13 protein-coding genes are annotated in these 15,421 nt (G+C 71.1%); 3 read left to right on the top strand and 10 right to left on the bottom strand.

Features of this window, described 5'->3' with window-relative positions:
- Positions 1 to 6 precede the first annotated feature (6 nt).
- The 5 genes from tsaD to G531_RS26850 are packed head-to-tail and all read right to left on the bottom strand — an operon-like array spanning position 7 to position 5,271.
- Positions 7 to 1,050: a tRNA (adenosine(37)-N6)-threonylcarbamoyltransferase complex transferase subunit TsaD gene (gene tsaD, locus G531_RS0117995; protein ID WP_026928284.1), complete on the bottom strand. Its 1,044-nt coding sequence runs from the start codon at positions 1,048 to 1,050 to the stop codon at positions 7 to 9.
- Positions 1,043 to 1,510 (bottom strand): GNAT family N-acetyltransferase, encoded by a 468-nt coding sequence (locus G531_RS0117990; RefSeq protein ID WP_051215686.1) that lies wholly within the window; start codon positions 1,508 to 1,510, stop codon positions 1,043 to 1,045. Before G531_RS0117990 ends, tsaD begins: the two co-directional genes overlap by 8 nt.
- Positions 1,507 to 2,196, bottom strand: coding sequence for a tRNA (adenosine(37)-N6)-threonylcarbamoyltransferase complex dimerization subunit type 1 TsaB (gene tsaB / locus G531_RS23825; protein WP_051215685.1), 690 nt, complete (start codon positions 2,194 to 2,196; stop codon positions 1,507 to 1,509). The genes G531_RS0117990 and tsaB overlap by 4 nt, the downstream gene beginning before the upstream one ends.
- The gene (gene tsaE / locus G531_RS0117980) at positions 2,193 to 3,131 is read right to left on the bottom strand and encodes a tRNA (adenosine(37)-N6)-threonylcarbamoyltransferase complex ATPase subunit type 1 TsaE (protein WP_245630437.1); all 939 of its coding nucleotides are present in this window, start codon (positions 3,129 to 3,131) and stop codon (positions 2,193 to 2,195) included. The genes tsaB and tsaE overlap by 4 nt, the downstream gene beginning before the upstream one ends.
- On the bottom strand, positions 3,124 to 5,271 hold the full coding sequence (locus G531_RS26850; protein ID WP_081684248.1) for a DEAD/DEAH box helicase: 2,148 nt from the start codon (positions 5,269 to 5,271) through the stop codon (positions 3,124 to 3,126). Before G531_RS26850 ends, tsaE begins: the two co-directional genes overlap by 8 nt.
- Before the next feature lie 325 nt (positions 5,272 to 5,596).
- Between G531_RS26850 and G531_RS0117970 the strand changes: the two genes are divergently transcribed.
- The gene (locus G531_RS0117970; RefSeq protein WP_026928281.1) at positions 5,597 to 6,727 is read left to right on the top strand and encodes a glycosyltransferase family 4 protein; all 1,131 of its coding nucleotides are present in this window, start codon (positions 5,597 to 5,599) and stop codon (positions 6,725 to 6,727) included.
- A 24-nt stretch (positions 6,728 to 6,751) separates the two neighbouring features.
- Here G531_RS0117970 and G531_RS23815 read toward each other — a convergent pair whose 3' ends face one another.
- The 5 genes from G531_RS23815 to glmS form a co-directional block, all read right to left on the bottom strand.
- Positions 6,752 to 7,975 carry an alpha/beta fold hydrolase gene (locus G531_RS23815; protein WP_051215684.1) on the bottom strand — a complete coding sequence of 408 codons (1,224 nt, stop codon included), beginning with the start codon at positions 7,973 to 7,975 and terminating at the stop codon, positions 6,752 to 6,754.
- Positions 7,972 to 9,126, bottom strand: a complete 1,155-nt coding sequence (gene alr, locus G531_RS0117960; RefSeq protein WP_026928280.1) for an alanine racemase — start codon at positions 9,124 to 9,126, stop codon at positions 7,972 to 7,974. The genes G531_RS23815 and alr overlap by 4 nt, the downstream gene beginning before the upstream one ends.
- Entirely contained in the window at positions 9,116 to 10,549 is a 1,434-nt protein-coding gene (locus G531_RS23810; protein WP_035759655.1) for a bifunctional ADP-dependent NAD(P)H-hydrate dehydratase/NAD(P)H-hydrate epimerase, read from the bottom strand. The genes alr and G531_RS23810 overlap by 11 nt, the downstream gene beginning before the upstream one ends.
- The gene (locus G531_RS0117950) at positions 10,546 to 10,902 is read right to left on the bottom strand and encodes a holo-ACP synthase (RefSeq protein ID WP_026928279.1); all 357 of its coding nucleotides are present in this window, start codon (positions 10,900 to 10,902) and stop codon (positions 10,546 to 10,548) included. The genes G531_RS23810 and G531_RS0117950 overlap by 4 nt, the downstream gene beginning before the upstream one ends.
- 66 nt (positions 10,903 to 10,968) lie before the next feature.
- Positions 10,969 to 12,813, bottom strand: a complete 1,845-nt coding sequence (glmS, locus tag G531_RS0117945; RefSeq protein WP_026928278.1) for a glutamine--fructose-6-phosphate transaminase (isomerizing) — start codon at positions 12,811 to 12,813, stop codon at positions 10,969 to 10,971.
- Between the two features lie 126 nt (positions 12,814 to 12,939).
- Here glmS and coaA point away from each other — a divergent pair, with 126 nt between their 5' ends.
- Together coaA and G531_RS0117935 are read left to right on the top strand one after the other, a co-directional pair.
- The gene (gene coaA, locus G531_RS0117940) at positions 12,940 to 13,827 is read left to right on the top strand and encodes a type I pantothenate kinase (protein ID WP_211221904.1); all 888 of its coding nucleotides are present in this window, start codon (positions 12,940 to 12,942) and stop codon (positions 13,825 to 13,827) included.
- Between the two features lie 16 nt (positions 13,828 to 13,843).
- Entirely contained in the window at positions 13,844 to 15,103 is a 1,260-nt protein-coding gene (locus G531_RS0117935) for an alpha-amylase family protein (protein ID WP_035759651.1), read from the top strand.
- The last annotated feature ends 318 nt before the right edge of the window (positions 15,104 to 15,421 follow it).

Below are 15,421 nucleotides of genomic sequence, written 5' to 3'. Positions count from 1 at the left end.
GCTCGCTCAGACCAGCACGCGGGAGACCGGCAGGCCGGCGTCGGCGCCCAGATCGGCCGGGGACGGGCGACCGCCGTGGCGGATCACCTCCACCCCCAGCGCGGCGATCATCACCCCGTTGTCGGTGCACAGGCCCGGCCGCGGTCGGCGCAGGGTGATCCCGGCGTCACCGCAGCGCTCCTCGAGCAGGCCGCGCAGTCGGGAGTTCGCCGCGACCCCGCCGCCGAGCACCAGGGTGTCGACCTCATGGAACCGGCAGGCGTCGACCGCCTTGGCCGACAGCACATCGGCGACCGCCTCCTGGAAGGACGCGGACACGTCGTTGACCGGCACCTCGCGCCCGTCGCGTTCGGCCAGTTCGACCCAGCGGGTGACCGCGGTCTTCAGGCCGGAGAAGGAGAAGTCGAAGCGGTGCTTGGCCAGATCGTGTCGGGCGGTCAGCCCGCGCGGGAACGCGATCGCGCGCGGGTCGCCCTGTTGGGCCGCCTTGTCGATCACCGGACCGCCGGGATAGGCCAGCCCGAGTACCCGGGCCACCTTGTCGTACGCCTCCCCGGCGGCATCGTCGATGGTGGTCCCGATCTCGGTGATTCCGGTCAGCAGGTCCTCGACCTTGAGCAGTTGGGTGTGCCCGCCGGAGACCAGCAGGGCCAGCGCGGGCAGCGGGAGCGGGCCGTGATCGAGTTCGTCGACCAGCACGTGGGCCGCCAGATGGTTGACCCCGTACAGCGGCTTGTTCCAGGCGTACGCCAGCGCCTTCGCCGCGGCCACCCCGACGGCCAGCGCCCCCATCAGGCCCGGACCGGAGGTGACCGCGACCCCGTCCAGCTCGCTCGGGTCGATCCCGGCGGTGGCCAGTGCCCGTTCCAGGGTCGGACCGATCGCCTCCAGGTGGGCCCGGGACGCGATCTCGGGGACGACCCCGCCAAAACGGGCATGCTGGTCGACCGAGGAGGCCACTTCGTTGGCCAGAATCTCCTGACCGCGGACGATCCCGACCCCGGTCTCGTCGCACGAGGACTCGATGCCCAGCACCAGGGGCTCACTCATGGTTCTCCTCTCCCAGGTCACGGCGCATGATGATCGCGTCCCGGCCGGGTCCGTAATAGTCGCTGCGGGTCGCGATCGGCACGAACCCGGTCGCGGCGTACAGGGCCCGGGCCGCGGTGTTGTGCCGCTCGACCTCGAGCAGCAGCTGGTCGTTGCCCGTCGCGGCGAGCGTACCTGCGCCCGCCTCGACCAGGGTGCGCCCGATGCCGGCGCCGCGCGCGGCGGGGGCCACGATGATCCGGTTCAGGTCGGCGACGCCGGCGATGTGCTGGAAAGTGGCGACCCCGAGCACCTCGGCCCCGGCGGTGGCGAGCAGGATCAGCCGGTGCCCGGCGGCCAGCTCGTCGCTCCAGGAGCGTTCGCTCCATTGCTCGGCAGCGGCGAACCCGGCTCGTTCCAGCTCCATGATCGCGGCCAGGTCGCCGGGTAGGCCCGGCCGCAGCGTGAGCGCCCCGGTCATGCCGGTCGGCGGCGGATCCGCGGGCGGGCCGCGCCGGGCCGTTGCGGCAGGGCCAGGGCCGACTTGCGTCGGGTCGGCACCGCGGCGTCGGGTCGTCGCAGGTACAGCGGAGAGGCTCCGACCTCGGGCAGTTCGGTGCCGCGGGTGGCCAGCAGGCCGGCGTCGACCGCCTCGACGGTACCCCGGTTGCCCAACTGCGGGTACGCCGCGACCCCGGGCCCGATGATCGGCAGGTCGGGCAGGGCGTCCGGCGGCCCGACCCGGGGCTCGCCGTCGCGGACCCCGGCGGCGTCGTACCGGGCCCAGTAGACCTCTTTGCGCCGGGCATCGGTGCAGGTGAGGAAGCCCTCGGCGCGATCGGCGGGGCTGAGGGTCCGGACCCCGGTCAGCGCGAGCACGTCCAGGGAGCAGACCCGCCGCAGCGGGATCGCGTCGGCGATGGCCAGCGCCTGCGCGGTGGCGATCCCGACCCGCAGTCCGGTGAACGGGCCGGGGCCCATCCCGACCACGATCAGGTCGATCCGGGCCAGGTCGAGCGCGGCCTGCTCGAGCGCGCGCCGGATCAGCGGGACCAGTTGTTCGACGTGGGACCGGGTGTCGTGCTCGGTGGCCCGGGCGAGCACGGTCGGCCCGTCGGCGACCGCGACGCGGACATCGGTCGAGGTGTCGATCGCCAGCACGGTCATGACAGTTCCTCCAGCAGCGCGTCCAGATCGGCCTCGGCCCAGCGGGCGCCGACCGGGGCAATAATGACCAGGCGGGTCTCATCGGTGGGGTCCGGACTGCGCCGCAGTTCGATCTCCAGCCGATCATCGGCCAATTGTTCGGCCTTGCCGGCGCCCCATTCGACGATGGTGACCGCGTCGTCGGCGGATTCGTCGAGGTCCAGGTCGTCGACCTCGTCGAGGCTGCCGAGCCGGTAGGCGTCCACATGCACCAGGGTGGGTCGGCCCGCGGCGCTGCGATGGATCCGGGAGATCACGAAGGTCGGCGAGGTGACCTGTTCGGTGACCCCGAGGCCGGCGCCGATGCCCTGGGTCAGGGTGGTCTTGCCGGCCCCCAACCCTCCGTTGAGCAGGACCAGATCACCGGGCTGCAGCAGGCCGGCCAGGCCGACGCCGAGTTCGCGCATCGCGTCGGCGGTCGGCACATCGATCAGCACCGGCAACCGGCGGACCAGAATGCACTTCTCGCCCTCCGTGCTCGCCAACCGATACCCGCGGCGCTGCCACCAGGCGACCACCTCGGGAAACTCCCGGCGGGCGACCAGCTCGGCCCGCCGGAACCCGGCCGCCGCGGCCACTTCCTGCACCGCCTCGACCAGCGCCGCACCGACGCCGAGCCGCTGGAACCGCGGATGCACCGAGACCCGGATCAGGCTGGTGGTGTCCGCGTCCAGGGCCTTGAGCAGAATGACTCCAGCTATCCGCCCGTCCACCCGCGCCACCACGCCGGACCCGGCACGGATCTCGGCGGTCACCGACGCGACGGTCTCCGACAGCGCCGGCGGCGGCGGATCGACGTGGGCGCGGGCCCCGAAGGCGGCGTGGATGACCTCCAGCACGCCCGCGGCGTCCGCGTCCCGCACGATCCCCAGGGAGATCTCCCCGGTCTCAGTCACGCCGTCCCCCGCGGCCGCGGTAGGGCTTGCGGCCGCCTCCCTGCCAGCCGCCGCCGCGCCGGTCCCGGTCGCCGTACTGCTTGCGCGGGCGCCGCTCCGGCTTCTTCGGCGCGATCAGCGCGCGGTACTCCTCCTCGCTGATCGGCTCGCCCTCGGGCAGGCTGCCGCCGGTGATCTCGGCGACCTGGGGATCGGCCAGCCGGGCCACCACCGGGGTGACCTGGACGCCGGCCTGCTTGGTCAGCCGGGCGACCTCCCGCTTCTGGTGCGGCAGCACCAGCGACACCACGGCCCCGGCCTCGCCGGCGCGTGCGGTCCGGCCGGCCCGGTGCAGGTAGTCCTTGGGTCCCATCGGCGGGTCGACCTGGAGGACCAGGGAGACGTCGTCGACGTGGATGCCGCGCGCGGCGACGTCGGTGGCGACCAGGACGGGCAGCGAGCCCTCCTTGAACGCCGCCAGGATCCGCGCCCGCGCGCCCTGGGTGAGCCCGCCATGCAGGGCGCCGGCGAGGATGCCGGCCTCCCGCAACTGCTCCGCGACGCGGTCGGCACCGCGCTGGGTGCGGACGAAGATGACGGTCCGGCCGGGCCGATTGGCGATCAGCGCGGTCAACTGGACCTTCTCGTTGGGCTGGACGTGGAACACATGGTGCTCCATCGTAGTGACCTCGGCCTGGGCCGAGTCGACCTCGTGGGTGACCGGATCGTGCAGATACTTCTGCACCACCTTGTCGATCCCGCGGTCCAGGGTGGCCGAGAACAGCAGCCGCTGGCCGTCGCCGGGCACCGAGTCCAGCACCCGGGTGACATCGGGCAGGAAGCCGAGGTCGGCCATGTGGTCGGCCTCGTCGAGGACGGTGACCTGGACATCGCTGAGGTCGGCCGCGCCCTGATCCATCAGGTCGATCAGCCGGCCCGGCGTGGCCACGACGATGTCGATGCCCCGCTCGAAGGCCTTGAGCTGCGGCCCGTACGACATGCCCCCGGCGACCAGGATGACCTTCAGGCCCATCGCCTGGGACAGCGGGGAGACCACGTCGGCGACCTGCAGCGCCAGTTCCCGGGTCGGCACCAGCACCACCGCGCGCGGGTTGCGGCCCGCGTGGGTGTCCGGCTGCGCCGCGAGGCGGGCGATCATCGGCAGGCCGAAGCCGAGCGTCTTGCCCGAACCGGTACGCCCGCGCCCCAGCACGTCGCGTCCGGACAGCGCGTCGGGGATGGTCGCCTGCTGGATCGGGAACGGAGTGGTGATGCCGCGCTGCTGCAGCACCGCGACGAGTTCCTTCGGGACGCCGAGCTGGGCGAAGTCGGCATCATCGGCGACGGTGGTGGTGTCCACCTCGACGTCCTCGGCCTGCGCCCAGGACATGGTGTCGGCCTCGGTGTCGGCGTCGAACTCGGCCGTCGTACGCCGCTCGGGACGCTCGAAGCGGGTCCCCTCGTCGAACCGGTCGTGGCGCCGCGGCCGGTCGTCGCGCTCGAACCGGCGCGGCCGATCATCCCGGTCGAACCGATCGTTGCGACGCGGCCGGTCGTCCCGGTCGAAGTCCCGACGGGGCCGGTCGTCCCGCTCGAACCGGTCGTTGCGACGCGGCCGATCGGCGCGGTCGAAGTCCCGGCGCGGGCGGTCGTCCCGCTCGAACCGATCATTACGACGCGGCCGATCATCCCGATCGAAGTCCCGGCGCGGGCGGTCATCCCGCTCGAACCGGTCGTTGCGGCGCGGCCGATCGTCCCGGTCGAAGTCCCGGCGCGGACGGTCGTCCCGGTCGAACCGATCATTGCGGCGCGGCCGATCATCCCGATCGAAGTCCCGACGCGGACGATCATCCCGGTCGAAGTCGCGGCGCGGCCGATCATCGCGGGGATCGTATTTGGCGAAGTTGCGTCCGGAGCGGTCGCTCACCCGCTCGGTGCGACGCTCCCCCTCGGTGCGGCGCTCCCCCTCGTAGCCGCGGGATTCGCTGCGCGGTCGGCCACCGCCGCGGCGCGGCGAATGCCCGCGCTCGGCGCGCTCGGACGAACTCCAGCGAGCCTTCGGGGTGCCGTCGGACTTGAAGGACTTCGGACCGGTGCTCTTCTTGCCCGCCGGTTTGCCGGTGTTGTGCTTGCGGTTGGGCGTAACGGGTCGTTTGGACATGATGTCTCACTTCTCTGGACCGGTTTTCCGGCCCGCTCGTAGGCACGTCAACGGCCCACCGGCCGCGGCGAGCGGCGCTTGCTTGGAGGTGGCAGAGAAGACGAACCAGAAGGCACCGACGTTCGGGTGCCGACGTCCCGCGCTGCACGGCGCAGCCGGGTCATCCGGTACTGTCGTCCGGATCGGTCTCCAAGACTACCAGCGGGTCACCCGGAGTGACGAATCCCATTACCACACCTGCTCTTTGACAATCCGTAACCTGGTGTTTTACGTTCTGTCGATTTTCGGTGGCGGAGAACACGGAATCACGAACTACGGTAGGGGTGTGCGTGTAGCCATAGTGACCGAAACCTTTCTTCCGCAGGTGAACGGGGTTACGCATTCGGTGATGCGAGTCCTCGAACACTTGGCCGCGCATGGGCATGAGGCACTGGTGATCGCGCCCTCGGCGGGCGGGAAGGCCCCCAAGGAGTACATGGGCTACCAGGTGATCGGTCTCCCGTCCATGGCGCTGCCGGGTTATCAGGATTTCCGTGTCTCGACGTCGCCGATCTGGCGCTTCGAGCGGATCTTCGACGACTTCCGTCCCGACGTGGTGCATCTGGCCGCCCCGTACGTGCTGGGTCAACGGGCCGCGGTGGTCACCAACCGGTTCGAGTTGCCGAGCGTGGCGATCTACCAGACCGAGGTCCCCAGCTACGCCGCGAAGTACGGCATCCCGCAGGCCGAGCCGCTGCTGTGGAAGTGGGTCCGCAACACCCATCAACTCGCCACGATGACCCTGGCGCCGTCCACGTACGCCCGCAAGCAGTTGGTCGACATCGGCGTCCAGCGGGTCGGGCTGTGGGGGCGCGGAGTGGATTCGGTGCGCTTCGACCCGGCCAAGCGCGATTCGGCCCTGCGCCGCGAGCTCGCGCCGAACGGGGAGAAGCTGATCGGCTATGTCGGTCGGCTGGCCGGGGAGAAGCAGGTCGAGGATCTCGCGGTGCTGCAGGATCTGCCCAACACGCGTACGGTCATCATCGGCGACGGCCCCAAGCGCGCCGAGCTCGAGCAATTGCTGCCCCGGGCGATCTTCCTGGGTCAGATGACCGGGGAGCAGTTGCCGCGCACGCTGGCCAGCATGGACATCTTCGTGCATCCCGGGGAGTTGGAGACCTTCTGCCAGTCGATCCAGGAGGCCCAGGCGTCCGGGATCCCGCCGATCGCGCCCGCGCGCGGCGGCCCCATCGACCTGATCGAGCCCTCCCGCACCGGCTGGCTCTACCCGCCCGGCGATCTGGACGCGATGCGCGGGTACGCCATCGACCTGCTCGGGGATGACCGCAAGCGGCAGGTGTTCGCGGAGTCCTGCCGCAGCGCGGTGGTCGGGCGTACCTGGGAATCCATGTGTGCCCAGTTGATGACCCACTACCAGGAGGCGATCGACGTCGTCCACGACGCCCGGGTCGCCTGAGCGGACGACCTGGCTGTACTGCACCTAGCCGGTCAGGCTCCGGGCGGCCGGCCGCAGCGTCCGGGCCACCATCGCCTCGAGGGCTTCGTTGACCTCCTGGTGATGCTCGATCTGGGTCATGTGGCCGCCGTCCTCGATCCGGTGGTAGTCGGCCCCCGGCAGCAGTTGCACGATCCGGTCGCTGTGCGCGATCGACAGGATGTGGTCGTCCACCCCGCCGATCACGGTGGCCTCGACCCGATTCAGCGCCGGGAACGCCGGCTCCCCCTCGAACTCCCGGATCGCCGGCCAGTAGTCATTGACCACCTCGATCCCGGTCCGCCCGATCATCTCCGACATGAACTCGACGTAGTCCGGTGGCACATCGGAGCCGAAGGCGAGCCGCTTGGTGGTCAGCCAGGACAGGTCGGTCGGGGTGTTCAGGGTCTTGTCGACCAGCCCGGGCACCCGGTTCAGCACCGACAGCACCGAATCGGCCAGCCGCAGGAACATCGGCCCGGGCACCCGCTTCAGGAACGGGTTGGCCGTCATGTTCCCCGGCGAAGTGCAGATGAGGCCGACCCCGGTCACCTTGTCACCGAACCATTCGGGGCGCTGCTTGGCCAACTCCTGGATCGTCATGCCGCCCATCGAGTGGCCGATCAGCACGACCTTCTCCTCCGGCGTGGTGGTCGCCTCGATGATCTGGGCCAGGTCGCGGGCCAGTTGCGGCACCCGGCAGTGCTCGGCCGGGGAGCGTCCGGTCTTGCCGTGCGACCGCTGATCGTAGAGGACCAGCTTGGCCAGGCCCCGGAAGTGCGCCCGCTGGAAATGGAAGCAGTCCAGGCTGAGCACGTAGCCGTGGACGAAGACCAGCGTGACCCCCGCGTACGCCCCGGTGCGTCCGTCGGTGCGCGGGTACGCGTCGATCTCGTCGACCTCGACGTGCATCCGCAGTCCGTCGGGAGTGATCACCTCCGGGCCGGGACTGCGCAGGCTGAAGAACGGTTCGCCACTGCCGCCGTGCCCGCGCTGGGTCTGGTTGAACACCCGACGCTCGAGCTCGATCCCGGCCACCACCGAGGTGGCGGCCAGGGCGGCGATGGATCCGACCAGGCCGACCCCGAGCGCGACCCGGGGATCCACCCCGGCCATCGGCGCGGGCACCGACACCGGCGCTGACTTCTTCGAGGGCGCCGACTTCTTCGGGGGCGCCGGCAGGGCCCGCTGCCGGCTCGCCTGCGGTTTGCCGGGACGCCGGGTACTCATCGCGACTCCTCGCCGGGTTCGACCTGGATCCGGGTCAGCCGCAGCGGCAGCCGGGTCACCACCTCGTAGCCGATCGTGTCCCCGGCCCGGGCCCAGTCCGAGGCGGTCGGCGCGCCGGCGGCGCCGAACAGCACCACCTCGTCCCCGACCTGATCGCGGGCGTCGGGGCCCAGATCGACGACGAACTGGTCCATGCAGATCCGGCCGCGGATCGGGGCCAGCCGCCCGCCGACCAGGACCTGGCCGCGGTTGCCGGCCCCCCGCGGCACCCCGTCCCCGTAGCCGAGCGGGACCAGGCCGAGCACCGTCGATTCGGTCGCGGTCCAGGTGCCGCCGTAGGACACCGCGGCCCCGGCCGGCACCGGTTTCACGTTGATCAGTTGGGCCCGCAGGGTCATCACCGGCTGCAACTCGACCCCCGCATCGGCGGCGAGGGTGCCGTCGGCCGGGTCGATCCCGTACGCCGCGATCCCGATCCGGACCAGGTCGTAGCGGGCCTGCGGCAGCCGCAGCGCGGCCGCGGAATTGCCGATGTGGCGCAGCGGGACCGCCAGCCCGGCGTCTGCGGCGTACCCGAGGGCCCACTCGAACACCTCGAGCTGGGCGGCGGTGGCCGGATGCTCCGGCTCGTCGGAGGCGGCGAAGTGGGACCAGATGCCGCGGACCTCGAGGGCGCCGAGTTCGACCGCCTCCAGCGCGGCCTCGACCAGGGCCGGCCACTGCTCCCCGGTCGCGCCGTTGCGGCTCAGCCCGGTGTCGATCTTGAGCTGGACCGCCGCGGTGGTCTCGCAGATCGCGGCGGCCGCAGCGACCTGGGACAGCTGCTCGACCCGGTGGACGGCCAGGTCGATCCCGGTGGCGACGGCCGGGGACAGGTCCTCATCGGGCCCGTAGAGCCAGGCGAACAGCGGTCCCTGGTCGCCGGCCTCGCGCAGGGTGAGCGCCTCGGCGACGGTCGCCACGCCGACCCAGGGAATGCCGGCGGCGCGGGCGACGCGGGCACACTCGATCATCCCGTGGCCGTACGCGTCGGCCTTCACCACGGCCATCACGGCGACCTCCGGCCCGACGTGGTCGGCGATCCGGGTGAGGTTGCCGGCGTACGCGGCCAGGTCGATCCGGGCGCAGGCGGTATGCGGGTCAGCGAGCACGATGGGGCCCTCCGGTCAGTTCGGCGATCATCGCAGGGAACTGCAGCGCCAGGTCCTGCGGCGGATGGGGGCCGGGATGGGCGGCCGCGGTCAGTGCCTGCAGCGAGGCCGCACCCAGGGCCGCCTCGATCGGGGTGAGTCCGCCGGCCAGCAGGGTCGCGGCGACCCCGGCCAGGGTGTCTCCGGAGCCGGCCTGGGCGGTCCAGGCGGGACCGGGAATCGCGATCCGGACGCACTCGGTGCCGGGCGCGGCGACGTACTGCACCGCCCCCTTCAACAGCACCGTCACCCCGAGGTCGGTCGCGGCCCGGCGGACGTGCCCGATCGGGTCGGCCTCGACCTCCGCGCGGGTGGTCCGCAGCAGCCGGGCCAGTTCCCCGGCATGCGGGGTGAGCAGGCAGCCGGACAGTTCGGCCGGCAGGTGGTTCAGCCCGTCGGCGTCGATCACCGCGGGTACCCCGGTGGCCAGGGCGGACTCGATCACCGGGCGCCCGTCGGGCCGCTGCCCCCAGCCGGAGCCGAACAGGTACGCCTGGACCCGGCCCGCGGCGGCCACCACGTTCGGCAGCCGGTGCAGCACCAGATCCAACGCCCGCGGAGCGCCCAGGAACCGCACCATGCCTGCCCCGGAGTAGACCGCGCCCAGCGTGGACAGCACCGCCGCGCCCGGATAGTCGTCGGAGCCGGTGTCGATCCCGACGACCCCGCGGGAGTACTTGTCGGAGTGCGGGCCCGGCTGCGGCCACACATGCTGCAGGTCGGTCCGGTCCAGGGCGGCGACCGCGGCGTCGCGGGAGGACAGGCTCAGCCCGATGCTGATCAGTTCGACGTCCCCGCACAGGCCGTCGACCGGGTCGGTCAGTTGACAGATCTTGTACGCCCCGAACGTCACCGTCGCATCGGCGCGCAGACAGGGCTGCACGTGCTGGGCCGCGTCGGCGTCCAGCCCGGACGGCAGATCGACCGCGACGACATCATTGGCCCGCTCCAGCACGGGAGCGAAGTCGGCGAGCTTGCCGGTCAGGCCGGGGCGGCCGCCGATCCCGAACCCGCCGTCGACGACGATGTCCACCCGCTGCGCGGCGGTCCAGGCCTCGGTGTCGCCGACCTCCCGGCCGCCGGCGGCGATGAACGCCTCCCAGCCGGCCTCGTACACCCGATCGGTGAACCGCCAGGCCAGCACCTGGATGCCGCGTTTGAGCAGCCGGACCCCGGCGAACAGCGCGTCGCCGCCGTTGAAGCCCGGACCCACGATCAGCAGCAGTTGGCCGCCCTGGGTGAAGCCGTGCCGGTCGTGCAGGCGGCGGACCAGGAACTCCGCCAGCCCGATCGCGGCCCGCTGCATCAGCGCCCGGTGGGCCAGCCGCGCCATCTCCGCGGCCTCCGCCGCGCGGATCTGTGCCGCGGTGTAGGCGTACTTCATCGCTCTCCCTCACAGATCACGTACGCGGTCGCGATTCCCGCGTCGTGGCTCATCGACAGGTGGATCCGGGTCACGCCGAGGACGCGTGCCCGGGCGGCCACCGAACCGGTGATCGCGAACTCGGGCCGCCCGAATTGATCGCAGACTACTTCGGCATCGTGCCAGCCGAGGCCGTGTTCGATCCGCAGCGCCTTGGCCAGGGCCTCCTTGGCGGCGAACCGGGCCGCCTGCGAGGGCATCGACAGGGCGGCCTCGGCCTCGGTCAGGTAGCGCCGGGCAAAGCCGGGACGGCGCTGCTCGGCCGCGGCGAACCTATCGATCGCGCAGACGTCCACACCGATCCCGACAATCATCCGACCCTACCCAGTCGTCCAAACCCGTTCAGCATGCGCCCGAAGCACCGTCCGGGCAAGCACAACTCACTCGACGGTAACGCTCTTGGCCAGGTTGCGGGGCTGATCCACATCGTGGCCCAGGGCGGTGGCGATCTCGCAGGCGAACAGCTGCAGCGGGATGATCGCCAGCAGCGGCTGCAGGATCGTCATCACCTTCGGCAGCGGGATCAGCACATCGGCGTAGTCGGCCACCGAGGTGTCGTCCTCCTCGGCCAGCACGATGGTGCGGGCGCCGCGGGCGCGTACCTCCTGGATGTTGGACACGACCTTGTCGTGCAACATGTCGCGACCCTTGGGCGGCACCACGACGAAGACCGGCAGGCCCGGCTCGATCAGCGCGATCGGACCGTGCTTGAGTTCCCCGGCGGCGAAGCCCTCGGCGTGCAGGTACGCCAGCTCCTTGAGCTTCAGCGCTCCCTCCAGCGCGGCCGGGTAGCCGACGTGGCGGCCCAGGAACAGGATCGAGCGCCGGTCGGTGAGCCGGTTGGCCAGATCCAGGATCACCTGGGAGTCGTCGAGCAGCCGCTGGATCTTGTCCGGGACCCCTTCCAGGTCGGCCATGATCGCAGCGATCTCGTCGCCGAACTTGGTCCCCTTCACCTGGGCCAGGTAGAGCCCGAGCAGGTAGCAGGCGGCGAGCTGGGTGGTGAAGCCCTTGGTCGAGGCGACCCCGATCTCCGGACCGGCGTGGGTGTAGATCACCGCGTCGGATTCGCGCGGGATGGTCGAGCCGTTGGTGTTGCAGATCGCCAGCACCTTCGAGCCCTGTTCCCGGGCGTGTCGGATCGCCTGCAGGGTGTCGGCGGTCTCGCCGGACTGGGAGATCGCCACGACCAGGGTGCCCTTGCCGACGATCGGATCGCGGTAGCGAAACTCCGAGGCCAGTTCGACCTCACAGGCGACCCGGCACCAGTGCTCGATGGCGTACTTGGCGACCATACCGGCGTAGAAGCTGGTCCCGGCGGCGATGATGACGATCTTCTCGATCGAGCGCAGTTCGGCCTCGTCGATGCGGATCTCGTCGAGCTTCAGCGCCCCGGCGGGGGTGTAGCGGCCCAGCAGGGTGTCGGCGACCGCCTGCGGCTGCTCGTGGATCTCCTTGCGCATGAACCAGTCGTAGCCGCCCTTCTCGGCCGCCGAGAGGTCCCAGTCGACGTGGTAGGGCCGGGTGGGGGCGTCGTTGCCGGCGAAGTCGGTGACGCTGACCGAGTCCGCGGTGATCTCCACGATCTGGTCCTGGCCGAGTTCGAGTGCCTCGCGGGTGTGCTCGATGAAGGCGGCGACGTCGGAGGCGACGAAGTTCTCCGTGTCGCCCAGGCCGACCACCAGCGGGGAGTTGCGGCGGGCGGCGACGACCCGGCCGGGCTCCTGGGCGTCCACCGCGACGAGAGTGAATGCGCCCTCCAGGCGCCCCACGACGGTACGCATGGCCTCGATCAGGGTGGCCCCGCGGCCGACCTCGCGGCCCAGCAGCTGCCCGGCCACCTCGGTGTCGGTCTCGGAGTGGAAGGTGATGCCCTCGGCCTGCAGTTCGGCGCGCAGCGCGGCGAAGTTCTCGATGATGCCGTTGTGCACCACCGCGACCCGGCTGCTGGCCGACAGGTGCGGGTGGGCATTGACGTCATTGGGGGCGCCGTGGGTGGCCCATCGGGTGTGGCCGATCCCGGTCCCGGTCTCGGCGACCGGATGCTCGGCGAGGACGGCTTCCAGGTTGGCGAGTTTGCCTGCCGACTTGCGCAGGTCGATCCTGCCGTCAGCGACGATGGCCACCCCCGCGGAGTCGTATCCGCGGTATTCCAGACGCCGCAATCCACCGACGACGACCTCACGAGCCGAGCGCGGGCCCACATATCCGACAATTCCACACATGGCCGAAAGCGTACCGGTGACAGCCGTGTGGGGCAGAATGGCCGCGTGGCGGCACAGGTGAGCACCGAAGCTCTGCGGGATACGCAGAGCCCCTTCGTCGAGCGTGACCGCGCTGCCTGGGCCGCGATGGCGGCCTCGACGCCGATGACGCTGGACCAGGAGGTCCTGGACAGCATTCGCGGGCAGGGCGACCCGATCAGCCTGCGCGATGTGGCCGAGGTCTATCTGCCGCTGACCCGGCTACTGAGCATGTACTTCGACCACACCACCAATCTCTACCGGCAGACCAACTCCTTCCTCGGGGTGCAGACCGCGCGAACCCCGTTCGTGATCGGGGTGGCCGGTTCGGTCGCGGTCGGCAAGTCGACGACCAGCCGCGTACTGCAGGCCCTGCTGCGGCGCTGGCCCTCGCATCCGCGGGTGGATCTGGTCACCACCGACGGCTTCCTGCTGCCGAACGAGGAGCTGAACCGGCGCGGCCTGATGCAGCGCAAAGGATTCCCCGAGTCCTACGATCGGCGGGCGCTGCAGCGGTTCGTGATGGATGTGAAGTCGGGCAAGCCGCGCGTGCTGGCCCCGGTGTATTCGCACATGACCTACGACATCCGGCCCGATGACTACATCGCCGTCGAGCAGCCGGACATCCTGATCGTGGAGGGGCTGAACGTGCTGCAGCCGGCGCGGATCCGGCCCGACGGCACGACCGGGCTGGCCGTCAGCGACTTCTTCGACTTCTCGGTCTATGTCGATGCCGCCGATGCCGATATCCGGCGCTGGTACCTGAATCGGTTCCTGGCGCTACGGACCACGGCCTTCCGTGATCCGCGCTCCTATTTCCGCCGGTACGCCGATCTGTCCGAGGCGCAGGCGCTGGCCCAGGCCGAGCACATCTGGGACACCATCAACGGGCCCAACCTGGAACTGAACGTACGCCCCACCCGGGGCCGGGCGACCGCGATACTGCGCAAAGGTGAGAATCACGAAGTGAAGTGGGTCCGCATCCGCAAGATCTGAGAACCGAGGAGGGCCGATGGTTGCCGTCACGCCGCCCCCGTGGGTGGAGTATGCGATCTGGTGGCAGGTCTACCCGTTGGGGTTCTGTGGCGCGCCGATCCGGGAGGCCGACGGCGTACCGCATCCGGCGCACCGGCTGCCGCGGCTGACCGGCTGGCTGGACCAGGTGATCGAGCTGGGGCTGAACGGGTTGCTGCTCGGGCCGGTGTTCGCGTCGCAGACGCATGGCTATGACACCCTGGATCACTACCGGATCGACCCGCGGCTGGGCGACGAGGCCGATTTCGATGCCCTGGTCGCGGCGTGTCGCGAGCGCGGGATCCGGGTGCTGCTGGACGGGGTGTTCAGCCATGTCGGGGATCGGCATCCGCTGCTGCGGCAGGCGCTGGCGGAGGGGCCGGACAGTGCGCCGGCCGCGCTGTTCGACATCGACTGGGCCGCCACGCCGCCGCGGCCGCGGACCTTCGAGGGGCACGGGGCGCTGGCACGGTTGAAGCACGACTCCCCCGCCGCGGTCGAGTTCACCGTGGCGGTCATGCGGCACTGGTTGGCCCGCGGGGTCGACGGGTGGCGGCTGGATGCGGCGTACTCGGTGGCCCCGGGGTTCTGGGCGCAGGTGCTGCCGCGGGTGCGGGCGGATTATCCGCAGGCCTGGTTCCTCGGCGAGGTGATCCACGGGGACTACCCCCAGTTCGCGGCGGACTCGGCGATCGATGCGGTGACCCAGTACGAGCTGTGGAAATCGATCCGGTCCAGTATCGCGGAGCGGAACCTGTTCGAGTTGGACTGGAACCTGAAGCGGCACAACGATCTGCCGCGGTTGCTGCCACAGACGTTCGTGGGCAATCACGACGTCACCCGGATCGCCTCGGCGGTGGGCCCGCAGGGCGCGATCGTGGCGCTGGCGGTGCTCGCGTGCGTGGCCGGGGTGCCGTCGATCTATGCCGGTGACGAACGGGGCCTGGAAGGGGTCAAGGAGGAGCGCGAGGGCGGCGACGATGCGATCCGGCCGGCGTTTCCCGACGCCGTGAGCGAGCCCACGGGGGCGGCGCTGGCGGTCTTTCGAGCGCATCAGGCGCTGATCGCGCTGCGCCGACAGCATCCCTGGCTGGCGACCGCGCGGACCACGACCGAGAACCTGGCCAACGAGCGGGCCACCTTCCGCAGTACCGCCGCCGACGGGTCCGATCGGGTGGACCTGGCGATCGACCTGACCGGTACGCCGCGGGCCCGGATCACCGGGGCCGACGGGTCCGTGCTGTGGGCCTCGGGGTAGCAGCGGCACCTCGGTCATCCAGCGTCACCGAAGGGCACCCAACGTCGGTGCGCCCGGACGTTGGATCACCTTGGGTGACGCTGGATGACCGCACTGGCGCTGGCTGGCACCCGGTGTCCCGACTCCCCCGGTGCGCGGGCCGGAGGGGGTTTGGCGGGTCATCGTGCGGGGTTGCGGTGGTTCTTCGTGTGCGCGGGCCCTGCAGGAGCCGCGGGACCGACGACGGGCCGCCGACTGCATCGGGCGTCGCTCGGTGGCACCGAAGAGTCGCGGTGCAGTTGTCCGGGCGGCGTCCAGGGTGACGCTGGATGACCGCCC

This window comes from Granulicoccus phenolivorans DSM 17626 = NBRC 107789 = JCM 15570 (assembly GCF_000423085.1).
GTDB lineage: Bacteria > Actinomycetota > Actinomycetes > Propionibacteriales > Propionibacteriaceae > Granulicoccus > Granulicoccus phenolivorans.
The sequence above is the reverse complement of the archived record's forward strand: the minus strand, read 5'-3'. Positions and strand labels throughout refer to the sequence as shown.